Raw genomic sequence first — 21,943 nt, 5'->3', positions numbered from 1 at the left:
TTCCTGAGCGCACGCCTTGCCGGATGCCTGCAGCCGCCCGATGATGCCCGTCTCCCCAGCATTACCCCGCCCCTGCCCACCATGATCGAATTCGGACACCTCACCCACCCCGGCATGCGCCGCGAGCTCAACGAGGACACCTACTACGGTGACACTGAGCTGGCCCTGTGGCTGGTGGCCGATGGCATGGGCGGGCATGCCTGCGGTGAAGTAGCCAGTGCGCTGGCGCGCGAAACCATCGTGCGCGAAATCCGCCGCGGCGCGCCGCTGGTTCAGGCCATCCGCACCGCCGACGAAGAAATCATCCGCGCCTCGCGGCGGCGCAACGACACCCTGCCGATGGGTACCACCGTCGTTGCCGCGCGCGTGCAGGGCAACCGCTATGAAGTGGCGTGGGTGGGCGACAGCCGTGCCTACCTGTGGCGCGATGGCCAGCTGGCCCAGCTCAGCCAGGATCACAGCGTGGTGCAGGAACTGGTCGCGCAGGGCAACCTGACCGCCGAACAGGCGCGCGCGCATCCGCATCGCAACGTGGTCACCCAGGCCTTGGGCGTGACCGATCCGGCGCATCTGAACGTGGCCACCACCAGCGGTGAGCTTCGCCCGGGCATGCAGCTGCTGCTGTGCAGTGACGGCCTCACCGAGGAAGTGGACGACCGCGGCATCGCCCGCACCCTGGCGTTCGAGGACGCCAGCGCGCAGGAATGCGTGGACACGCTGGTCGCCGCCGCGCTCGATGGCGGCGGCCGCGACAACATCAGCGTGATCCTGGTGCGCTGCCATTAGCCCGTAGATCCACGCCATGCGTGGATGCGGTAGTGCCGGCCGCTGGCCGGCTCACCGGGAAACCGCGTATCACGCAGATGCCAGCCAGCGGCCGGCACTACCGCCGCGCGTTAAGCGCTGGCGGGTTCCTCCACCTTCGGGCCATCCCACAGCGCGTGGCCGGCCTTCTTGCGCAGCCGCTCCAGCCGCGCAGCGTGCGCCTCCAGTTCCGATGGCGTCGCCATCACCCGCGGGCGCGGCAGCAGTTTGCTGGTATCGAACGCCTGCAGCGCTGCACCTGCGCCACCGCCGTCCTCATCGCCCAGGCCGAAGCCGATCTCTTCCTGGCCCGAGGTCAGCGCAATGTAGACATCGCCCAGGATCTGCGCATCGAGCAGGCCGCCGTGCAATGCACGGTGCGAGTTGTCCACGCCCAGCCGCTTGCACAGTGCATCCAGCGAGTTGCGCTGGCCGGGGAAGCGCTCGCGCGCCATCACCAGGGTATCGATCACCGTGCAGCGGTCGGTGATCTTCCCGTACTGCGGCCCCAGCAGCGACAGCTCGTTGTCGAGGAAGCCCAGGTCGAATGCCGCGTTGTGGATGATCAGCTCGGCGCCATCGATGAAGGCCAGGAACTCGTCGGCGATCTGCGCGAAACCGGGCTTGTCGTCGAGGAACTCCAGGGTCAGCCCGGTGACTTCCTGCGCGCCCTGTTCGAACTCGCAGTCCGGCTTGATGTACTGGTGATAGTTGTTGCCGGTCGGACGGCGCTTGAACAGCTCCACGCAGCCGATTTCGACGATGCGGTTGCCCTTCTTCCACTCCAGGCCGGTGGTTTCGGTATCGAGGATGATCTGACGCATGGGCTCAGTTTACCGGGCTGGAGTCGCGGATCTGGATCGCCGCGTTGCGTGCCAGGGTATCCACCCGCTCATTGTCCGGATCGCCGGAGTGGCCTTTCACCCAGCGCCAGTCGATCTGGTGCCGCAGCGTGGCCGCATGCAGTCGCTCCCACAGCTCGCGGTTCTTCACCGGGTCGCCGCCAGCGGTCTTCCAGTTCTTGCGGATCCAGCCCGGCATCCACTGGGTCAGGCCCTGCCGCACGTACTGCGAGTCGGTGTAGAGCACGATGTTGCAGGGCTCGGTCAGCGTCTCCAGCCCGGAAATGGCCGCCATCAGCTCCATCCGGTTGTTGGTGGTATGCGCTTCGCCGCCACTCAGTTCGCGCTCATGGCCCTTGTAGCGCAGCAGCGCGGCCCAGCCGCCAGGACCTGGATTGCCGAGGCAGGATCCGTCGGTGTGGATTTCGATGGTTTTCAATACAACTCCAGATCAGGTAGCAACGGTGCCGTGCCAACGCACCGGCAACGGTTTCGGCCCGGGCAGGGCCAGCGTGCGTTTTTCCGCATGGAACAGGCAGGCCGCGCGCAGCGGCGCCCAACCGCCCGGGCGGCGGCTGCCGGCGCCGCGCCAGAGCGGGCCGAGGTAACGCATATCGTCGCATTCCAGCCCATGCCGGCCGAGCAGCAGGCGGATCCGCTGCGGCGTACGCACCACCAGCCCATGCTGGCGCCAGCGCGTGCGGTACGGGCTGAACGGATTGAGGCTGCTCAGCCACAGGTGGCCGCCCGGCATCAGCACGCGCTCGCACTCGTCGAGCAGCAGGTCGGCATCGGCGGCGGTGACATGCTGCAGCACGATCGCATTGACGCTCTCGTTGGCCAGCGGCAGCGGCAACGCGCAGCGGGTATCGCCGGCATAGCCGTGGCCGTGCCGGTGCAGTCGCAGGCCGCGCCCCCCCAGCTGTGCGTCGTCCAGCCAGGCCGCACTCGGCGCGATCCACAACCAGGGCTGGGACGGCAACACCGACAGCTGCGGCAGCAGCAATTGCCGCTCCAGCACGCGCAACGCCGCCGCCGGTTCACTGTCGAACCACGGGGTCTGGCTCGCTTGACGGGTGCTCTGCAGCGCGGGCATGGTCCAATTCTATGCGACTGACTGCCCTGCCCGCATTTGCGGATAACTACATCTGGACGCTGATCGACGACGATGGCGCCGCCGTGGTCGTCGACCCCGGCGATGCTGCGCCGGTGCTCGCGCTGGCCGATCAGGGCCTGCGCGTGGACACGATCCTGCTCACCCACCACCACGACGACCACATTGGTGGCGTGCCCGCGCTGCAGGCCCGTTTTCCCGGCGTGCGGGTGATCGCCCCCGTCGAGGAGCGCATCCCCACGGCCACCGAACGGGTCGGCGAAGGTGAACGCGTTCAGGCACTGGGCCGGATGTTCCACGTACTATCCGTGCCCGGGCATACCCGCAGCCACATCGCGTTTCACACTGCTGAACATCTTTTCAGCGGAGATTCGTTGTTCAGCCTGGGCTGTGGACGTCTGTTCGAAGGTACGCCGTCCCAGCTTCTGGCATCGATGCGCAAGCTGGGTGCCTTGCCCGCGCAACTGCTGCTTTGTTGCGCTCATGAGTACACCGTGTCAAATGCCGTCTTCGCGCGGCATGTCGACCCCGCCAACGCTGCCCTGTGGCAGCGCCAAGAGGAGGCTTTGGCCATGCGCCGCGATGACCGTTCCACCCTGCCGGTAACCCTGGCCAACGAATTCGACTGCAATCCTTTCCTGCGTGTGCACACGGCGCCGATTCGTGCGTCGGTATCGGCACACCTGGGCCGTGACGTCGTGGACGACGTCGACGTGATGGCCGGTCTCCGGCATTGGAAAGACGGCTTCCGCGCATGATGCGCCGAAGTCTGCCGCTGGCCCTGGGCCTTGCCCTGGGGCTGGCCGGAACCGCGGGCGCGCAGTCGCTGGGCGCCGGCATCAGCCAGAACCTGACCGCTGCCGCTGCGCTGCCGCTGGATCCCTCCACGCTGCCGGCCGCCTCGGTACGCAATGGCCAGGAGATCTTCACCAGCTTCCGCGACGGCCTGGCCGAACCCAGCTGTGACGCCGAGGCCACCAGCCCGCGCTGGCAGAAGCAGTTCGCCCACGCCCCGTCGCGCCTGGCCAACCAGGATGACGATGCGCTGGTGCTGTTCGGCTACGTGGTCGAAGAGCTGCGCAAGGCCAACCTGCCTACCGAATTCGCACTGATTCCGTTCGTGGAAAGCGGCTATCGGCCCAACGCCCGCAACGGCAGCGGCCCGACCGGCCTGTGGCAGTTCATCGCCACCACCGCGCGCAACCATCGCGTGCCGATGGCCAACGGCTATGACGGCCGCCTGTCGGCAGTCGATTCGACCCAGGCCGCGGTGCGCTACCTGAAGACCCTGCACGGCATGTTCGGCGGCGACTGGCGCCTGGCCACCATGGCCTACAACGCCGGCGAGTACCGCGTGCTGCAGTCCATGCGCAAGGCCGGCATGAATGCGCAGAACGCCAAGCCCTCGGCATTGCCGGGCCTGTCCCCGGTCACCCATGCCTACGTCGAGAAGCTGCATGCCCTGGCCTGCGTGCTGGAAGATGTGGAAGACCAGCCCGGCGTGATGGCCTCGCTGGACCGCACCGTGCCGGTGCTGAAGGACCACACCCTGCCGGCCGGCACCAGCGTCCAGCAGTGGGCCGCACAGCGCGCCCTGGACCCGGCGAAGATCGCCCGGCTCAACCCCGCGCTGGCATCGGGCGGCCGCGCTTCCGGCACGACCCGCGTGCTGGCTCCTGTCTCGGCCGCCAATGCGACGGTCACGGAGGCGGCGACCGCGCTGGTCGCCAGCGCGGTCCCGGCGGCCACTGCTGTGCCCACGCCGACGGTCGCCAAGACCGTTGCCGCAATCGCCGACCGCCCGCGCAGCCGTCGCCACACTGTGCGTGATGGCGAGTCGGCCTGGACCATCGCCCGCCGCTACGGCATGCCGGTGAAGGCCCTGCTCTCGCTCAACGGCCTGAGCGGCAGCAGCGTGCTGAAGCCCGGTGCGGTGCTGCGCGTCGAAGACTGACGCGCCAGCCAGGCACTGCCCTTGGAGCCGGGCCCATGCTCGGCTTTTTTCTTGCCCTCGAAACATCGCCCGTAGAGTCGAGCTTGCTCGACTGAGCTCCCCGTAGAGCTTGCTCGACTGTTTTTGTGTATCCAGTCGAGCAAGCTCGACTCTACAAAAGGCGGTCGAGCAAGTTCGGCGCCAACCGGCTCCACAAAAAAGGCCCGGCAATGCCGGGCCTTTTCGTTCCTGCTCGCCGCGGGGCTTACAGGTTGGCTTCGGTGGTCTGGACCACGAACTTCTTGCGCATGGCCTCGACGTAGGCCTTGGCTGCCGCCATGCCATCGATCTGGCTCAGCTGGTCCTTCAGCTGCTTCTGCTGCTCGGCGGTCACTTCCTTGATGTCGCCCGGGTTGATCTTGTTCACCGCGAACAGCAGCGCGTGGCCGTTCACGTCAACCTTGCCGTAGCTCGGCTTGCCATTGACCGGCGCCGGCGCACTGAAGATCGCGCGGTGGATGTCCGGGGTCGGCACCGGCTGGCTGCGCGGCAGGCCCGGCATCGGGCTCAGCTGCAGCTTCTCGCTGGCCGCCAGCGACTGCAGGGTGGCGCCGCCCTTCAGCTTGGCCAGCACGGCGTCAGCAGCCTTGTCGCTGGCCTGGCGCTGGCGATCGGCGCGGATCGCGGCAATCACCTGCTCGCGGGCCTTGTCCAGCGGCATCGCCTGTTCCGGCGTATGCGCGGAGACGCGGATGACCACACTGTGGTTGGTGGCGCCGCCCAGGGCGATCGGGTCGCTGGCGGTGCCGTCCTGTACCAGCACGTCGGAGAACGCAGCGCGCAGCACTGCCGGATCAGCGGCGATGCCGCTGGCGGTAGCGCGGGTGATCGGGCCCAGGGTCTGCAGCGGCAGCTTCACTTCCTTGGCTGCAGCCGCCAGATCGCTCGGGCTCTTGTTGATGGCGTCGACCAGGCGGCCAGCCAGCTCGTTGAAGCCGCGCTCACCATCGGCCTTCAGCTGCTCGGCGGCCAGCGTGTCACGCACTTCCTCGAACGACTTGCCCTGGCCACCGCGCACAGCGGCCACCTTGATGATGTGGTAGCCGAAGTCGGTCTTGACCGGGCCGATCACGTCGCCGGCCTTGGCGGCGAACAGGGCGTCTTCGAACGGCTTGACCATCGCACCACGCTCGACCCAACCCAGGTCACCGCCCTGCGCCTTCGAGCCCGGATCTTCCGAGTTGGCCTTGGCCAGCGCGGCGAAGTCGGCGCCGGCGGCCTTGGCTTCGGCGGCAATCTTGTTGGCCTTGGCTTCGGCACCGTCGCCGGTGATCAGGATGTGGGCGGCCTGGCGCTGCTCCGGCGAGGTGAACTTCGCCTTCTCGTCTTCATAGCGCTTGCGCAGGGTCGCTTCGTCGGCCGCGGCCGGTGCCGGCAGGTTGCCGCCGTTGATCTCGACATACTCCAGCGACACGCTCTCGGCCTGGCGGAAATCCTTGCCGTGGCTGTCATACCACTGCTTGATCTGCGCATCGGTGACCGGCGCGGTATCGGCCGGCACTTCCGGCAGCGCGGCCAGCTCGACGTCACGGGTCTCGCCCAGCAGCTTCAGCAGGCGCTCGGTCTCGGACTGGGTGACGAAACCGGAGTTCTGCAGGCCCGACGGAATCACCGACTGCTGCAGGCTCTCACGCACCAGTTCCTGGAACTGGGTCGGGGTACGCGGCGGATTGCCACCGGCCAGCGCCAAGCGGTAGTTGTTCTCGTTGAACTTGCCGTTCGAATCGAGGAAGGCCGGGATGGTGGCGATGTACTCGCGCACGGCACCATCGCCGATCACGACGCCGGCCTGCTCACCCACCAGGCGCACGACCTGCTCGTCGATCAGCTGGTCGAGCACGGCCAGCTTGTTTTCGGTGCTTTCGAACGCGCGCGGGTCGAAGTTCTCGCCCTGCTGCTGGCGCTCGCGCATGCGTTCCTGTTCGAAACGGGTGCGGAAATCCTGCGCGCTGATCTCGTGGTGCTGCCACAGCATGCGCACCGGCCACCACGACGGCGCCGAACGCCACCAGGTCGGAGGTGCGGAAACCTTGGCCACGTTCTGAGCGCCAACGCCACCAAGGTAGCTGTTGTCGATCACGAACAGGAACGGAATCATCAGCAGCCCCAGGATCACGGTGACGATCCAGCCTGAGGTCTTGTCGCGGAGTTTCTGCAGCATGGTGAGGAATCACAAGGCCTGATTGGCGAGCCCGGCAGTGTAACCCGCTTCGCCGCAGGGACCAAAAGCAGCACCGGCGCGGCCTGCGCGCCTCTTCGCGAGCGCACAAAGAAAAAGCCCCCGGCGTGTGCCGAGGGCTTTTAGAGTTGGCGGAGCGGACGGGACTCGAACCCGCGACCTCCGGCGTGACAGGCCAGCATTCTAACCAGCTGAACTACCGCTCCGCGCTGAAACTTTGCAGGCGCCCAGTATATCCGAAGACTCCCTGGAAACCCAGCCCGATGAACACTTTTTTCAAAGTTTTTTCACAGGGACTTAAGAATTCTGCAATGGCGGAGCGGACGGGACTCGAACCCGCGACCTCCGGCGTGACAGGCCAGCATTCTAACCAGCTGAACTACCGCTCCGTTCTTGCAAAAACCTTTTCGCCTTCTTCCCGAACCTTCCGGGGAGAAGACAAGGCCCCCGGCTTCAGACCGGGGGCCTCGATGTAATGGCGGAGCGGACGGGACTCGAACCCGCGACCTCCGGCGTGACAGGCCAGCATTCTAACCAGCTGAACTACCGCTCCGCGTTGTTACCGTTTTTTGTTTTCCGCCGGCCTGGGCCGGGAAGAAAACAAAGCCTCCAGCTTTTGGCCGGAGGCCTCGTTGAATGGCGGAGCGGACGGGACTCGAACCCGCGACCTCCGGCGTGACAGGCCAGCATTCTAACCAGCTGAACTACCGCTCCACACTCAAACTTTTACCGCGGTGCTGTGGTGGGTGCTGAGGGTTTCGAACCCCCGACCCTCTCCGTGTAAAGGAGACGCTCTACCGCTGAGCTAAGCACCCCAGCGAGCCGCTTAGTTTACAGCATCCTTCAGGGCCTTGCCAGCCTTGAACGACGGATTCTTCGAAGCAGCGATTTTGATGGTGTCGCCGGTCTTCGGGTTGCGGCCGGTGCGGGCAGCACGGTCGCGGACCTGGAAGGTACCGAAGCCAACCAGGGTGACCGCATCGCCGTCCTTCAGCGCCTTGGTGACGGCAGCAACGACGGCATCGACAGCGCGGCTGGACTCGGCCTTGGTCAGGTCCGCAGCTTCAGCAACGGCATCGATCAATTCGGTCTTGTTCATTCTCTACAACTCCTTTGGCGGTGGGTTCCGCGGATTCGACAGGGAAGCAACCGCACGCCTTCTGCATGCGGCCGCCATGTGGAAACGGTTCGCCGATTCAGTGATCGCTGACAGCGATCACTCATTCGCGAGTGCTGCTTTTATACCAGCGGCCCTACCCCCACGCAAGCTGGAAAGCCAGTAACGACGCGGGTTTCGGGCCATTGGACAGCGCGCGTCAATGCTTGACGCGCGCGTTTCCACTCGGTTTGGCCTTGCTCCGCACCGTGACACGTTGCGCACTCTTGCGCGCCTTCTTCGGTGCCAACGGACGCTCCAGTGCCAGGTCCAGCACTTCTTCGATGTACTTCACCGGCACGATCTTCAGATCGCGGGTGACGTTGGCCGGGATGTCAGCCAGGTCCTTGCGGTTCTCTTCCGGAATGATGACCGTGCGGATGCCGCCGCGCAGCGCAGCCAGCAGCTTTTCCTTCAGGCCACCAATGGCGGTGACGCGACCGCGCAGGGTGATCTCGCCGGTCATCGCCACGTCGGCACGCACCGGCACCTTGGTCAGCATCGACACCAGCGAGGTGACCATCGCCGCACCGGCACTGGGGCCGTCCTTCGGCGTGGCACCGTCCGGCACGTGCAGGTGCACGTCGTGCTTCTGCAGGAAGTCGCTGTCGATGCCGAAGCCGACCGCGCGCGAGCGCACCACCGACAACGCCGCCGACGCCGATTCCTTCATCACGTTGCCGAGCTGGCCGGTCAGGATCAGCTGGCCCTTGCCCGGCACCAGCGTCGATTCGATCTGCAGCAGATCGCCACCGACTTCGGTCCAGGCCAGGCCGGTGACCAGGCCGATCTCGTTCTCTTCCTCGGCACGGCCGAAGTCGAAGCGACGCACGCCCAGGTACTTGTCCAGGTTCTTGCTGGACACGCTCACCAGCGCCTTCTTCTTGGCACCCTTCTTTGCCTTCACCGGCTGCGGGCCGGCCAGCGCGATCTCCTTCACCACCTTGCGGCAGATCTTGGCGATCTCGCGTTCCAGGTTGCGCACGCCCGATTCACGCGTGTAGTAGCGCACGATGTCCTGGATGGCATCGCTGCCGATCTCCAGTTCTTCCGGCTGCAGGCCGTTGGCCTTGATCTGCTTGGGCACCAGGTAGCGGGTGGCGATGTTGAGCTTCTCATCCTCGGTATAGCCGGGGATGCGGATCACTTCCATGCGGTCCAGCAGCGGGCCCGGGATGTTCAGCGAGTTCGAGGTGGCCACGAACATCACTTCGGACAGGTCCAGGTCCACTTCCAGGTAGTGGTCGTTGAACGCGTTGTTCTGCTCCGGGTCGAGCACTTCCAGCAGCGCCGACGACGGGTCGCCGCGGAAGTCCATCGACATCTTGTCGATTTCGTCGAGCACGAACAGCGGGTTCTTGCTGCCGACCTTGTTGAGGTTCTGCACGATGCGGCCCGGCATCGAACCCACATAGGTACGGCGATGGCCACGGATCTCGGCTTCATCGCGCACGCCGCCCAGTGACATGCGCACGAACTTGCGGTTGGTGGCCTTGGCGATGGACTGGCCCAGCGAGGTCTTGCCCACGCCCGGCGGCCCGACCAGGCACAGGATCGGGCCCTTCATCTGCTTCACGCGCGACTGCACCGCCAGGTACTCAAGGATGCGTTCCTTGACCTTCTCCAGCCCGTAGTGATCGGCGTCGAGGGTGTCCTGCGCGGCCTTCAGGTCCTTGCGCACCTTGCTGCGCTTCTTCCACGGCACGCCCAGCAGCCACTCCAGGTAGTTGCGCACGACCGCTGCTTCAGCCGACATCGGCGACATCTGCTTGAGCTTGTTCAGTTCGTTGCGCGCCTTGGCTTCAACGGCCTTCGGCATGCCGGCTTCGGCGATCTTGCGGGCCAGCTCTTCCAGCTCGCCCGGCGCGTCGTCCAGGTCACCCAGTTCCTTCTGGATGGCCTTCATCTGTTCGTTGAGGTAATACTCGCGCTGGCTCTTCTCCATCTGCGACTTCACGCGGCCGCGGATGCGCTTCTCCATCTGCTGCACGTCGATCTCGCCGTCGACCAGGCCGACCAGCATCTCCAGGCGGTCACCCACGGCCAGCGTTTCCAGCAGGCGCTGCTTGTCGGCCAGGCGCACGCTGATGTGCGCGGCGATGGTGTCGGCCAGGCGCGCCGGCTCATCGATGCCCGACAGCGTCTGCAGCAGTTCCGGCGGCAGCTTGCGGTTGGTCTTCACGTACTGCTCGAACAGCGACATCAGCGAGCGGGCGATCGCCTCGACCTCGCGGGCTTCGCGCTCGTCGGTGGCATCGATCTCCACGGCCTGGCCGTGCAGCGAGCCGTTGCGCTCGTCGACGTGGGTGACCTGCACGCGCGACAGGCCTTCAACCAGCACCTTGATGGTGCCGTCGGGCAGCTTCAGCAGCTGCAGCACCTGCGCCAGCGTGCCGACCTGGTAGAGGTCGGCCGCGTGCGGGTCATCGGTCTCGGCCGACTTCTGCGCCAGCAGCAGGATGCGCTTGTCCGATTCCATTGCCTGTTCAAGCGCGTGCATGGACTTGTCACGGCCGACGAACAGCGGGATGACCATGTGCGGGAACACCACTACGTCGCGCAGCGGCAGGACCGGCAGGTCGAGGGTTTCACTTGGGGAACGGGCCATGGGGGCTCCAGGGAAGGGGAAAACCGCCTCCGGGAGGGCATCTTCCGGAGACAAAAAAAGCCGATGGCCCCGTTATGGGGCCATCGGCTTTCAGATGCAAGGCATTCCTTGAAAATCCTTTCCAATCAACAACCTGGAAGGATCACTCGGCGCCTGCGGCCTTCTGTTCAGGGGCCGCGGGGGTCTGGTAGATCAGGTACGGCTCGGACTTGTGCTCGATCACCGACTCGTCCACCACCACCTTGCTGACGTTTTCCTGCGACGGCAGGTCGTACATGGTGTCCAGCAGGACCGATTCGACGATGGTGCGCAGGCCGCGGGCGCCGGTCTTGCGCTTGAGCGCCTTCCTGGCGATGGCCGACAGCGCGTCCGGACGGAACTCCAGCTCGACATTCTCCATCTCGAACAGCTTCTTGAACTGCTTGGTGATGGCGTTCTTCGGCTCGGTCAGGATCTTGATCAGGGCCGGCTCGTCCAGCTCTTCCAGGGTCGCCACCACCGGCAGGCGGCCGACGAACTCGGGAATCAGGCCGAACTTGATCAGGTCTTCCGGCTCGACTTCGGCCAGCACCTTGCCCACTTCCTGCTTGCGCTCGCTGCTCTTGACCTTGGCGCCGAAGCCGATGCTGCCGACGTCGGTGGAACGGGCCTGGATCACCTTGTCCAGCCCGGCGAACGCGCCGCCGCAGATGAACAGGATGTTCTTGGTGTCCACCTGCAGGAATTCCTGCTGCGGATGCTTGCGCCCGCCCTGCGGCGGAACGCTGGCCACGGTGCCTTCGATCAGCTTCAGCAGGGCCTGCTGCACGCCTTCGCCGGACACATCGCGGGTGATCGACGGGTTCTCGCTCTTGCGCGAGATCTTGTCGATCTCATCGATGTAGACGATGCCCTGCTGCGCCTTCTCGACGTCGTAGTCGCACTTCTGCAGCAGCTTCTGGATGATGTTCTCCACGTCCTCGCCCACGTAACCGGCTTCGGTCAGCGTGGTGGCGTCGGCCATGGTGAACGGCACGTTGAGCAGGCGGGCCAGGGTCTCGGCCAGCAGCGTCTTGCCCGAACCGGTCGGGCCGACCAGCAGGATGTTCGACTTCGCCAGTTCGACGTCGTCGTTCTTCTGCCGGCTCTCGATGCGCTTGTAGTGGTTGTACACGGCCACGGCCAGGGTGCGCTTGGCACGGTTCTGGCCGATCACGTACTGGTCGAGAACCTCGAGGATCTCGCGCGGCTTGGGCAGCGAACTGCGCGCCGACTGCGCCTTTTCCTCGAGTTCCTCACGGATGATGTCGTTGCACAGCTCCACGCACTCATCGCAGATGAATACGCTCGGACCCGCAATCAGCTTGCGCACTTCATGCTGGCTCTTGCCGCAGAAAGAGCAGTAGAGGATCTTGCCGGTGTCCGTGGAACGACCTTGGCGGTCTTCGCTCATGCTTCGCTTACCCAGTTACCCCACCCGCTGAACGGGGGTTCGATTCGAGAATAGCACAGGGCCGAGGGGACACCAGTCCCGCCCGACCCTGCAGGAACGGGGCCTGCCGGGCCCCGTGAAGGCCGGTCAACCGGCCTGGATCGACTCATCCGGACGACGCTCCAGGACCTGGTCGACCAGACCATAGGCCTGCGCTTCGAAAGCGCTCTTGAAGTTGTCGCGCTCGGTGTCACGGGCGATCGTCTCCAGCGACTGGCCGGTGTGCTTGGCCAGCACCTCGTTCAGGCGCGAACGCAGGGTCAGGATCTCACGCGCGTGGATGTCGATGTCGGTGGCCTGGCCCTGGTAGCCGCCCAGCGGCTGGTGGATCATCACGCGCGAATTCGGCAGCGCGTAGCGCTTGCCGGCTTCACCGGCGGCCAGCAGCAGGGCGCCCATCGAGGCCGCCTGGCCGATGCAGGTGGTGCTCACATTCGGCTTGATGTACTGCATGGTGTCGTAGATCGCCATGCCGGCGGTGACCACGCCACCCGGCGAGTTGATGTAGATGTTGATGTCCTTTTCCGGATTTTCCGATTCCAGGAACAGCAACTGCGCCACCACCACGTTGGCCATGTGATCGTCGATCGGGCCCACGAGGAAGATCAGGCGCTCCTTCAACAGGCGCGAATAGATGTCGTAGGCACGCTCGCCGCGGCTGGTCTGCTCGACCACCATCGGAACCAGGTTCAGGGCTTTGGTTCGGTTGTCCATTACGTGAGGTACCTATCTTGGGGGGAAACAACCCCGCGCCGGCAAAGGCGCGGGGCATTCGATGATCCGCCCGGGCTTACTGGCGGATCGCGTCCTGGAACGACAGCTTTTCTTCGGTGTGCTGGGCACGCTCGGCGATCCAGTCGATCACCTGCTCTTCCATCACGCGGTTCTGCAGGCCAGACATCAGCTGGGGGTCGTTGCGGTACATCTCAATGACCTGCTCCGGCTCTTCGTAGGTCGAAGCGATCAGGCGCATCGTTTCGTTCAGGCGCTTGGCTTCCAGGCGCAGGTCGTTGGTACGGGCCACTTCACCGACCAGCAGGCCGACCAGCACGCGCTTGGCGGCAGCGTCCTTGAAGCCTTCATGGGCATCGGCCGGGATCTCACCGACGTTCTGGCCGTTGCGGCGGATCTGCTCCACCTGCTGGGCCAGCATGGCGCGGGCTTCGTTCTCGACCAGGCGCGGCGGCATTTCCACCGAAGCGTAGGCGGCGATCAGCTGCTCGCCCACTTCACGACGCAGGCGGTTCATCAGGGCGCCCTTCAGCTCGCGCTCCAGGTTGGCACGGATGTCGCTGCGGAACTGCTCGACGTCACCGCCCTTCACGCCGAAGCTCTTGATGAAGGCTTCGTCGACCGCCGGCACGACCGGCTCGGATACTTCGGCAACCTTGACGGTGACCTGCACGGTCTTGCCGGCCAACACCGGCACGCGCCAGTCAGCCGGGAACTCGACGTCCAGGGTCTTCTCTTCACCCTTGGCCAAGCCGACCAGGCCCTTCTCGATGGTGTCGAACATCATGCCCTGGCCGAGCACGATCGAACCCTTCTCGGTGCCTTCGGCCGGCAGGCGCTCTTCGCCAGCCTGCGACCAGGTTTCCACTGCGACCAGGTCGCCGTCCTGCGCGCCACGGCTGACCGGGGCCCAGGTACGACGCTGGTTCTGCAGGTTCTCGATCATCTGGTCGATGTCGGCGTCGGTGATTTCGGCGCTGTGGCGCACGACGGTCAGCTTGCTGACGTCGATGTCGCCGAAGTCCGGCACCACTTCCACGGTGGCCACGAACGAGAACTCACCCTCGTCGCCCTTGTCGATGCGCGGGCTGCCGACGATGCGCAGGTCGTGCTCACGCACGGCGGCATCGAAGGTTTCGCGCAGCAGGCCGTCCAGCGCTTCGCCACGGACCTGCGCGCCGAAGCGCTGCTCGATCACCTTGGCCGGCACCTTGCCCGGACGGAAACCCTTGATGCGGGTGGTACGGGCGATTTCGCCCAGGCGGCCGACGATGTGGCTCTGCAGACGGTCTTCCGGCAGCGAGAAGCTCAGGCGGCGTTCCAGGTTGCCGGTGGATTCGATCGAAGCTTGCATGTTGACTCCTGCCACCGGTGGCCCAGGCCCCCGGCTCGATGATTGGGATGAAACGGTTGTAAGGACACGGCGTCTGGGACGCGCCTGCTTGCCGCAGCCCTTTAGTTTCGCCCAATTCGGCCTGCACTGCCAGCGCGTGCCGGGTCAAGGGGCGCAGAGGGCCCGATCAGGGCGGGGACAGGCCGGCACTGGTGCGAAAGGGGGGACTCGAACCCCCACGCCTTGCGGCACTGGAACCTAAATCCAGGGCGTCTACCAATTCCGCCACTTTCGCGTGGCCGGCACAGGCGTTCATTGTCGCAGGCGATGATGGGAAGCGGAAGGCCTGCACAAAACTGAATATGAAGACTTGCGTACAGCCCGCGCGTCCGGACCGCCCCGGCGAGCGCCAGCTCATCCGGGGCGGCGGGATTCAGGGCTGCGACCCGGCCTTGGCCGGCGCCGAATCGGCACCCTGCTCGGCCGCAGCATCCACCCTGCGGATCTCCACGCCCCCGTCGTCGGTGCGCCGCAGGGCCACCGACTCCGGCGTGGCCTTGCGCACATCCACCGAACCATCCGCATTGCGCTGCACGTCCACCGCGTCGGGCAGGGCCTCCCCTTCCGCAGGCTGAGCCGGCTGCATCTGCATGGCCTCACCGACCGGGTGCGCCGGAGTGCTGTCCGTGCCAGCATCGCGTTCGACGGTCTGCGCGGGATCATTGGCCGGCGCGCAGGCAGCCAGCGCCATCAACGCGAAGGGAACCCACAGCGTGCGGTGCAATCGATTGATATCAGCCATCAACATCTTCCTTCGTGCATGCGCCATCGGCGCGGAAGATGCATTGGGTGCGATACAGGGCGCGATGCGGTGAGAAGCAGCGCACAGCATTGATAACACTGATGACGCGTATGCCCCTGATTTCAGCATCGCTTCAGTGGATCCACGCCATGCCTGGATGACGTGCGGCCGGGCGTGCAGGCATTCGCATGCTCAACCCGGCACACAGGCAAGAAAAAAGCCACTTGGCGAACCAAGTGGCTTTCGTCTGGTGGGCTGTCAAGGATTCGAACCTTGGACCTATTGATTAAGAGTCAACTGCTCTACCAACTGAGCTAACAGCCCGAAATCGGGGCGCGAATTATGACCCGATCCGCTCGGTGGGTGCAAGCGCTTTCTTCAACATCGTTGAAACCAGCACCGCGATCCCGCTTCTGCCGCACGCCCCTGAAAGAAGGGCTCTGCTGCACGTGATCCATCAAAACGAAGGAGTCACACTAATAAGAAAAAAGCCACCTGGCGTACCAGGTGGCTTCCGTCTTGGTGGGCCGTCAAGGATTCGAACCTTGGACCTATTGATTAAGAGTCAACTGCTCTACCAACTGAGCTAACGGCCCGTGAAACTCAGACGCACATTGTAGCGTGCTTTCTGTTTATTGCAATACCGTTTCGGCTGCGCCGATGCGGTTGAATCAGTGGGGTGGCTGAGGGGATTCGAACCCCCGACCACCGGAATCACAATCCGGTACTCTAACCAACTGAGCTACAGCCACCACTGAAACTTTTGCTCCCTCGCCGATACCACTGACGCTGGAACTCAAACCTTTGCCTGGAGACTGTCACCGAAGTTCCGGTCCGCCGAAGCGAGTCCGATATTCTGGTGGAGTCTGTGGGCTTTTGCAAGCACTTCTTCACATCTGCCGATACGACCCCGGTGCCTCGCCAATGGCGCGCCCGACAGGAATCGAACCTGTAACCGCCGGCTTAGAAGGCCGGTGCTCTATCCAGTTGAGCTACGGGCGCCCGAACCGGAACGATGTCCAATCCGACGTGGCGTGGGATTGGTCGGGGTAGAGGGATTCGAACCCCCGACATCCTGCTCCCAAAGCAGGCGCGCTACCAGACTGCGCTATACCCCGGTCTTGCAATCCCCTCGGGCCAGGCCCGGGGAGTCGTTCATTGTCGCCAAGCGCATCGCGAACTGTCAACGCAGGCGCGACCGATCATGAACCCGCCACGGCGCCCTGCATGTCCATCGGCTATGCTCGTGGACATCGGCCGGATGGCCGTCCCGACCCTCATTCGCACGGAGAACACGCATGCGCAGCGGCAACCCGGCTCTTTCCGAGTCGACCTTCCTCGACCTCGCCAGCGGTTCGGTGGTGACCAGCCCCGGCCAGGTGATGACCCTCAACGGCACCGCCAACAAGACCGGCATCCTGCTGCTGTTGACCGTGCTGACCGCGGCCTTCGCCTGGAACCAGTCCGTCAACGAGTACGGCGAGGTCATGGGCGCAGCCAAGCTGTATGCCATGGGCGGCGCGATCGGCGGGCTGGTGCTGGCGCTGATCACCATCTTCAAGAAGGAATGGTCGCCGGTCACCGCACCGATGTATGCGCTGGTCGAGGGCCTGTTCCTGGGCGCCGTGTCGGCGCTGTTCAACATGAAGTACCCGGGCATCGTCTTCCAGGCCGTGCTGCTGACCTTCGGCACGCTGGCCGCGCTGCTGTTCGCGTACCGCAGCGGCGTGATCAAGGCCACCGAGAACTTCAAGATGGGCGTGGTGGCTGCCACCGGCGGCATCGCCCTGCTCTACCTGGCCTCGTTCGTACTGGGCTTCTTCAACATCAACGTCCCGGTGATCCACGACTCCAGCTGGCTGGGCATCGCCTTCAGCCTGTTCGTGGTGGTGGTCGCAGCACTGAACCTGGTGCTGGACTTCGACTTCATCGAGACGGGCGTGGCCCAGCGCGCGCCGAAGTACATGGAGTGGTATGGCGCATTCGGCCTGATGGTGACCCTGGTCTGGCTGTACATCGAATTCCTGCGCCTGCTGTCGAAGATCCAGCAGCGCTGAGCCACGCCATGCCGTAAACGACAAAGGGCGCCCGGGTGGCGCCCTTTTCCTTTGACGCATCAGCGCGCCAGCAGCGCCGGAAGCGACGAGGCCAGCAGCGCGATGCCCGACGCGGTCAGCAGGCTCAGCACGAGCTGGCGGAAGCGCGCCTCGCTGATGCCGATGTAGACCCGCGCGCCGAGCAGGGCCGGCAGCAGCATGGCCGGCGCCACGATGGCGAAATACGGCAGCATCTGCCGGTTCACCAGGCCACTGCCGACATAGGTGGCCATGGTCACCGCCAGCATCGCCAGGTTGAAGTTCTGGATGACCGCGCGCTGCTCATCCTTGCCGAAACCACGCAGCGTGCTCCACAACGTCGGCACGGGCCCGGCGAATCCACCGATGCCGCTGAGCACACCACCGGCCATGCCGGCGATCGCGTCACCCAGGCGACCGCCGACGCGGATCGGCGGCAACGACCGCGCCATCAGCATCACCGGGCACCACAGCGCCAGGAAGCCCCCCAGCAGCGCCTTGAACCACTCCATGTCCAGCTGCGGCAGCACCATCACGCCCAGCGGGATGCCCGCCAGACCGCCCAGCACGAATGGCAGCAGCAGACGCAGGTTGAATCCGCGGCGCACGGTGAACACCGCGACCAGCTGGCCGACCAGCGCGCCGAATACCGACAGCGTTGCCGCCAGTCGCGGCTCCAGGCCCCATGCCCAGAACGACATCGCCACCATGCCGAACGCGAAACCCGACAGGCCCTGCACGAATCCGGCGACGATCGCGCCGAGCGCGACCAGCAGATAGACCGACTCCATCACCACCTCGGTTGCGGTTGCACGGCTACCCAGCCGCGCCACTCTGCGCAGCGTAGTGCTCTGCGAGATGCTCGACCAGCGCACGCACCTTCGGCGCCAGTGCACGCGCATGCGGATACAGCGCGAAGTAGCGGCGCTGTCCGGCGTGCCAGGCCGGCAGCACCCGGATCAAACGACCGGCGCGCAGGTCCTCCTGCACGGTCAGCGCAGTGAACAGACTGATGCCCATGCCGCCCAGCGCGGCGGCGTACAGCGCCGGCGTGGCATCCACGCGCAGGCGCTGCCCGGCCTCGATGCTCGCGGTGGCACCGCGCGGCCCGTGCAGTTGCCAGGGCGGCAACGCCGGTGTGGGACTGAAACCCAGCAACAGGTGCTGCGCGAGATCCGACGCCTGCCGAGGCAGTCCGTGGCGCGCCAGATAGCCAGGCGCGGCCACCAGGATGCGCGGGCAGCTGGCCAACTCGCGTGCAACCAGCTGGCTGTCCGGCAATGACGGTGCGATACGCAGCGCAAGATCGAAACCACCGCCCACCACATCGACCAGCTGATCATCGGCGGAAAGATCCAGCGCCACCTGCGGGTAGCGCTGCAGGAACGACGGCAGCCAATGCGGCAGCTCCTGGCTGGCCACCACCTGCGGCACGCTGATCCGCACGATGCCACTGGGTTGAGCCTGTCCGGCACGTGCCTGGTCATCCGCTTCCTGCAGGCGATCGAGCAATGATGCCGCCTGGCGGTAGTAGCCACGTCCGGCTTCGGTCAGTGACAGCCGGCGGCTGTTGCGGTCCAGCAGGCGTACCTGCAGGTGTTCTTCCAGCTGCCGCAGTTGCCGCGACATGGCCGAATGGGTCGTCCCCAATCGCTCGGCGGCAGCGGTGAAGCTGCCCGCATCGACGATGGCACGCAGCGCGCGCAGGGCGGCGAATTGATCCATCAGCGGGCGGCTCCGGTTGGCAGGACCCGCGATGTGCGGGCCCTGCCAGCTTATCAAGCGCCGCCGCCGGCCTTGCGCACCGGCAGCGCCAGGATCGCGTCAGTGGTCATGACATCGCCGAATGTGTCCTCGATCTGGGCCAGCGCGGCCTCGTGCAGCGCGCGATGGCCGATGTGCTGGCCACCAGCCAGGTCCAGGTCGCGGCTGGCCGTTGCATCGGACGACACGATCACCCGGTAGCCACGCGGTGCCGCGGCGGCATCGCGGGCGGCGCCGGCCACGCAGGCATGGGTCTGCAGGCCGGTGACGATCAGGGTGTCGATGCCCGCCTGCTTCAGCACGGTGTCGATCACTGCCGCAGAGCCGCCAGCGAACACGCTGACGTTGTCCTTCTGCACCACGGTCTCGCCGGCCCGCGGCTGCATGTCGCGATGGAAGGCGGCATTGGCACTGCCCTGCGCGAACAGCGGCGCACCTGCTGGCAGCACATGCTGCACGTGGATGACGCGGATGCCATTGGCATCGGCGAAGTCGATCAGGCGGCGGGTCTGGCGCAGCGCGGCCACGCCATCGGGGATGACCATGCGGCCACCGGCAAAGCCAGGCGCGGCCTTGGCATCGAAGTACTCGTTCTGGAAATCGATCACCAGCACGGCGGTCTTGGCCGCATCCAGCGAAGCGGCGACCGGGGCGCCAGCCATGTGGCGGATGGTGGGATGGGCCGGCTCGGCGGCGACGACCGGGGCGGTGGCGGCCATGCCGATCAGGCTGGCCAGGCCAAAGGCGGTGAGGTTCATCGGACGACTCCTGTGCGGTGGAAAGTGGGCACAGGATGCGGAGCGGATGGCGCACGAACCAGCCGCTCACAAGCACATGATCTGTGCGCCTGGTGCACAGATAACTTTCGTAGAGTCGAGCCATGCTCGACTGCTCTTCGCGTGAGCCCCATAAGAAAGCAAAAGCCGTCGAGCATGGCTCGACGCTACAGAAGCGCAGAAACGCAACGGGGCGCCCGAAGGCGCCCCGCTGTGGGTCCAACCGAGGCTGGCCGACCGCTTACAGGCGGCTGGCGATGGCCTGGGCGAAGCTCATGGTGGTACCGGTGCCACCCAGGTCGCCGGTCAGCGAGTCCTTGGCTTCCATGGTGGCCACGATGGCCTTGCGCAGGCGCTCGGCATTTTCCGGCTGGCCGACGTGGTCCAGCATCTGCGCGGCTGCCAGCAGCAGCGCGCACGGATTGGCCTTGCCCTGGCCGGCGATGTCCGGTGCAGTACCGTGCACGGCTTCGAAGATCGCCGCGTCCTTGCCGATGTTGGCACCCGGGGCCAGGCCCAGGCCGCCGACCAGGCCCGCGCACAGGTCGGAGATGATGTCGCCGAACAGGTTGGTGGTGACGATCACGTCGAACTGTTCCGGACGCATCACCAGCTGCATGCAGCAGTTGTCGACGATCATTTCCTGGAACTCGATCTCCGGGTACTGCGCGGCCACTTCGCGGGCGACGTTCAGGAACAGGCCCGAGGTCGACTTGATGATGTTGGCCTTGTGCACGGCGGTGACCTTCTTGCGGCCGGTGCTCTTGGCCAGCTCGAAGGCGTAGCGCACGATGCGCTCGGAGCCCTTGCGGGTGATGCGGGTGCCGGAGAAGGCGGTCTCGCCATCGGCCGACACTTCCTGGCCTTCGGCCAGGTACGCACCTTCGGTGTTCTCGCGAACGGTGATCAGGTCAACGTTGTCGAAACGCGACTTGGTGTTCGGGAAGGTGTGCGCCGGACGCACGTTGGCGTACAGGTCGAAGTGGCGGCGCAGGCTGACGTTGATCGAGGTGAAGCCACCACCGACCGGGGTGGTCAGCGGGCTCTTCAGCGCCACCTTGTTGCGCGCGATCGATTCCAGGGTCACCGCCGGCATCAGGTCGCCGTGCTTTTCCAGGGCCACCAGGCCGGCGTCGGCGTCTTCGTACTCCAGGCCAGTCTTGAGCTGGTCGAGCACGAACAGGGTGGCATCCATGATTTCCGGGCCAATGCCGTCGCCGCGGATGACCGTAATTTTCTGCGTCATTGATCGATGTTCCGAACAGGGGGAAAAACGCCGTCCGGACGTGCCCGGAAACGCCGGCGCAAAGGAAGTTTCACCGGCAATTATGCCTGAGCCGGGGCCAAGGTCCCAAATAGACCATGGTCCCAATGCACGGCTCAGGCAGAATTGCCCGCGCATCCCACCTTATCCCCGCGCCTGTCGGCGCGCCCCCTTGAACAACAAGGGGGCTCCTGGGCTGTTGGATCGCGGGGAAGGCCCCCCGCGCGCTCGGTAGTGCCGGCCGCTGGCCGGCAACCCCGGCCATGCCGGGTTCAGGCGATGCCGGCCAAGGCCGGCACTTCCTTCAGTGTTCGTGCGCTGCCGGGGCGGCGGCGCCGCCTTCGAGCTGGTCGAGGAAATCGACCGCGCGGCGCAGGTGCGGGATCACGATCGAGCCGCCGACCACCAGGCCGACCGAGAAGGTCTCGAAGAACTCTTCACGGGTCACCCCGGCGTCCTTGCACTGGGCCACGTGGTAGCTGATGCAGTCGTCGCAGCGCAGCACCATCGAGGCCACCAGGCCCAGCAGTTCCTTGGTCTTCACGTCCAGCGCGCCGGCCTGGTAGGTCTGCGTATCCAGCGCGAAGAAGCGGCGCACCACCTGGTTCGGTTCGCCCAGGATGCGCTCGTTCATGCGCTTGCGGAAGTCGGTGAACTCGGCGATGCGGTCCTTGCTGCCGTCGTCGGCCGCGCTCATGCCTGGCCCTGCCCGGCCAGCAGCGGCTCGAGCTTGCCTTCACGGTGCAGGGCCATCATGTCGTCGTAACCGCCGACATGGACGTCGCCGACAAAAATCTGCGGCACGCTGGTGCGGCGGGTCAGCGCCATCATCTTCTCGCGCTCGGCCGGGTCCAGGTCGATGCGGACCTCGGTCCACTGCTGGCCCTTGCTCTTCAGGAAGTTCTTGGCGGCCACGCAGTACGGGCAGACGGCGGTGGAATAGATGGTGATGGCGGGGGCACCGCCGGCGGTCTGGGCTGTCACGGGAAACTCCACGATGGATCGACGGTCCATATATGGTACCGGTGCG

General features: G+C 65.5%; 20 protein-coding genes and 11 tRNA genes. 4 read left to right on the top strand and 27 right to left on the bottom strand.

Annotated features, from left to right (window positions below):
* The first annotated feature begins 81 nt into the window (after positions 1 to 81).
* The gene (locus K5L94_RS04415; protein WP_008268107.1) at positions 82 to 786 is read left to right on the top strand and encodes a PP2C family protein-serine/threonine phosphatase; all 705 of its coding nucleotides are present in this window, start codon (positions 82 to 84) and stop codon (positions 784 to 786) included.
* Between the two features lie 110 nt (positions 787 to 896).
* Here K5L94_RS04415 and dnaQ read toward each other — a convergent pair whose 3' ends face one another.
* From dnaQ to K5L94_RS04400, 3 genes are read right to left on the bottom strand one after another with little or no spacing between them, the layout of a single operon-like run.
* Complete coding sequence (gene dnaQ, locus K5L94_RS04410; RefSeq protein ID WP_053512062.1) at positions 897 to 1,628, bottom strand: DNA polymerase III subunit epsilon; 732 nt, start codon at positions 1,626 to 1,628, stop codon at positions 897 to 899.
* Positions 1,629 to 1,632: 4 nt separating this feature from the next.
* Positions 1,633 to 2,085 (bottom strand): ribonuclease HI, encoded by a 453-nt coding sequence (rnhA, locus tag K5L94_RS04405; protein WP_014036151.1) that lies wholly within the window; start codon positions 2,083 to 2,085, stop codon positions 1,633 to 1,635.
* A gap of 12 nt (positions 2,086 to 2,097) precedes the next feature.
* Positions 2,098 to 2,742 carry a class I SAM-dependent methyltransferase gene (locus K5L94_RS04400; RefSeq protein WP_053448922.1) on the bottom strand — a complete coding sequence of 215 codons (645 nt, stop codon included), beginning with the start codon at positions 2,740 to 2,742 and terminating at the stop codon, positions 2,098 to 2,100.
* Positions 2,743 to 2,753: 11 nt separating this feature from the next.
* On the opposite strand from K5L94_RS04400, the gene gloB reads away from it, so the two are divergent.
* Entirely contained in the window at positions 2,754 to 3,518 is a 765-nt protein-coding gene (gene gloB / locus K5L94_RS04395; RefSeq protein ID WP_180880822.1) for a hydroxyacylglutathione hydrolase, read from the top strand.
* Positions 3,515 to 4,714 (top strand): lytic transglycosylase domain-containing protein, encoded by a 1,200-nt coding sequence (locus K5L94_RS04390; RefSeq protein WP_164086060.1) that lies wholly within the window; start codon positions 3,515 to 3,517, stop codon positions 4,712 to 4,714. The genes gloB and K5L94_RS04390 overlap by 4 nt, the downstream gene beginning before the upstream one ends.
* A 244-nt stretch (positions 4,715 to 4,958) precedes the next feature.
* Here K5L94_RS04390 and K5L94_RS04385 read toward each other — a convergent pair whose 3' ends face one another.
* From K5L94_RS04385 to K5L94_RS04300, 18 genes are all read right to left on the bottom strand, one after another.
* Complete coding sequence (locus K5L94_RS04385) at positions 4,959 to 6,914, bottom strand: peptidyl-prolyl cis-trans isomerase (RefSeq protein WP_053448919.1); 1,956 nt, start codon at positions 6,912 to 6,914, stop codon at positions 4,959 to 4,961.
* A gap of 147 nt (positions 6,915 to 7,061) precedes the next feature.
* Positions 7,062 to 7,138, bottom strand: a tRNA-Asp gene (locus K5L94_RS04380).
* A gap of 106 nt (positions 7,139 to 7,244) precedes the next feature.
* Positions 7,245 to 7,321 (bottom strand) — tRNA-Asp (locus tag K5L94_RS04375).
* 87 nt (positions 7,322 to 7,408) lie between these two features.
* Positions 7,409 to 7,485, bottom strand: a tRNA-Asp gene (locus K5L94_RS04370).
* Positions 7,486 to 7,569: 84 nt separating this feature from the next.
* A tRNA-Asp gene (locus K5L94_RS04365) sits at positions 7,570 to 7,646 on the bottom strand.
* A 26-nt stretch (positions 7,647 to 7,672) separates the two neighbouring features.
* A tRNA-Val gene (locus K5L94_RS04360) sits at positions 7,673 to 7,747 on the bottom strand.
* A gap of 11 nt (positions 7,748 to 7,758) precedes the next feature.
* A complete protein-coding gene (locus tag K5L94_RS04355; RefSeq protein WP_004146343.1) occupies positions 7,759 to 8,031 on the bottom strand; it encodes an HU family DNA-binding protein in 273 nt (90 codons plus the stop codon).
* Positions 8,032 to 8,248: 217 nt separating this feature from the next.
* A complete protein-coding gene (lon, locus tag K5L94_RS04350) occupies positions 8,249 to 10,696 on the bottom strand; it encodes an endopeptidase La (RefSeq protein WP_053512047.1) in 2,448 nt (815 codons plus the stop codon).
* Positions 10,697 to 10,838: 142 nt separating this feature from the next.
* A complete protein-coding gene (gene clpX, locus K5L94_RS04345) occupies positions 10,839 to 12,128 on the bottom strand; it encodes an ATP-dependent Clp protease ATP-binding subunit ClpX (RefSeq protein ID WP_004154600.1) in 1,290 nt (429 codons plus the stop codon).
* Positions 12,129 to 12,254: 126 nt separating this feature from the next.
* Positions 12,255 to 12,881 carry an ATP-dependent Clp endopeptidase proteolytic subunit ClpP gene (clpP, locus tag K5L94_RS04340; RefSeq protein ID WP_004146318.1) on the bottom strand — a complete coding sequence of 209 codons (627 nt, stop codon included), beginning with the start codon at positions 12,879 to 12,881 and terminating at the stop codon, positions 12,255 to 12,257.
* A gap of 76 nt (positions 12,882 to 12,957) precedes the next feature.
* Positions 12,958 to 14,253 carry a trigger factor gene (tig, locus tag K5L94_RS04335; RefSeq protein WP_008268226.1) on the bottom strand — a complete coding sequence of 432 codons (1,296 nt, stop codon included), beginning with the start codon at positions 14,251 to 14,253 and terminating at the stop codon, positions 12,958 to 12,960.
* Between the two features lie 189 nt (positions 14,254 to 14,442).
* Positions 14,443 to 14,527, bottom strand: a tRNA-Leu gene (locus K5L94_RS04330).
* A 138-nt stretch (positions 14,528 to 14,665) separates the two neighbouring features.
* Positions 14,666 to 15,034, bottom strand: a complete 369-nt coding sequence (locus tag K5L94_RS04325) for a hypothetical protein (protein WP_053448916.1) — start codon at positions 15,032 to 15,034, stop codon at positions 14,666 to 14,668.
* Between the two features lie 248 nt (positions 15,035 to 15,282).
* A tRNA-Lys gene (locus K5L94_RS04320) sits at positions 15,283 to 15,358 on the bottom strand.
* A 196-nt stretch (positions 15,359 to 15,554) separates the two neighbouring features.
* Positions 15,555 to 15,630, bottom strand: a tRNA-Lys gene (locus K5L94_RS04315).
* A gap of 79 nt (positions 15,631 to 15,709) precedes the next feature.
* Positions 15,710 to 15,786: transfer RNA gene (locus K5L94_RS04310), tRNA-His, on the bottom strand.
* Positions 15,787 to 15,959: 173 nt separating this feature from the next.
* Positions 15,960 to 16,036 (bottom strand) — tRNA-Arg (locus tag K5L94_RS04305).
* Between the two features lie 39 nt (positions 16,037 to 16,075).
* A tRNA-Pro gene (locus tag K5L94_RS04300) sits at positions 16,076 to 16,152 on the bottom strand.
* Between the two features lie 180 nt (positions 16,153 to 16,332).
* Between K5L94_RS04300 and K5L94_RS04295 the strand changes: the two genes are divergently transcribed.
* Positions 16,333 to 17,091, top strand: a complete 759-nt coding sequence (locus K5L94_RS04295) for a Bax inhibitor-1/YccA family protein (protein WP_164086056.1) — start codon at positions 16,333 to 16,335, stop codon at positions 17,089 to 17,091.
* Between the two features lie 59 nt (positions 17,092 to 17,150).
* Here K5L94_RS04295 and K5L94_RS04290 read toward each other — a convergent pair whose 3' ends face one another.
* From K5L94_RS04290 to grxC, 6 genes are all read right to left on the bottom strand, one after another.
* A complete protein-coding gene (locus tag K5L94_RS04290; RefSeq protein WP_053511813.1) occupies positions 17,151 to 17,900 on the bottom strand; it encodes a sulfite exporter TauE/SafE family protein in 750 nt (249 codons plus the stop codon).
* Between the two features lie 25 nt (positions 17,901 to 17,925).
* Positions 17,926 to 18,834, bottom strand: a complete 909-nt coding sequence (locus K5L94_RS04285) for a LysR family transcriptional regulator (protein WP_274512033.1) — start codon at positions 18,832 to 18,834, stop codon at positions 17,926 to 17,928.
* Between the two features lie 53 nt (positions 18,835 to 18,887).
* Positions 18,888 to 19,631, bottom strand: a complete 744-nt coding sequence (locus tag K5L94_RS04280) for a cysteine hydrolase family protein (RefSeq protein ID WP_053448910.1) — start codon at positions 19,629 to 19,631, stop codon at positions 18,888 to 18,890.
* 259 nt (positions 19,632 to 19,890) lie between these two features.
* Entirely contained in the window at positions 19,891 to 20,895 is a 1,005-nt protein-coding gene (locus tag K5L94_RS04275) for an isocitrate dehydrogenase (protein ID WP_014036138.1), read from the bottom strand.
* Between the two features lie 322 nt (positions 20,896 to 21,217).
* Positions 21,218 to 21,610 (bottom strand): carboxymuconolactone decarboxylase family protein, encoded by a 393-nt coding sequence (locus tag K5L94_RS04270; RefSeq protein ID WP_005408260.1) that lies wholly within the window; start codon positions 21,608 to 21,610, stop codon positions 21,218 to 21,220.
* Entirely contained in the window at positions 21,607 to 21,897 is a 291-nt protein-coding gene (gene grxC, locus K5L94_RS04265) for a glutaredoxin 3 (protein ID WP_004154541.1), read from the bottom strand. Before grxC ends, K5L94_RS04270 begins: the two co-directional genes overlap by 4 nt.
* Positions 21,898 to 21,943 lie beyond the last annotated feature (46 nt).

Source organism: Stenotrophomonas forensis (assembly GCF_028752115.1).
Taxonomy (GTDB): Bacteria; Pseudomonadota; Gammaproteobacteria; order Xanthomonadales; family Xanthomonadaceae; genus Stenotrophomonas; species Stenotrophomonas forensis.
The sequence above is the reverse complement of the archived record's forward strand: the minus strand, read 5'-3'. Positions and strand labels throughout refer to the sequence as shown.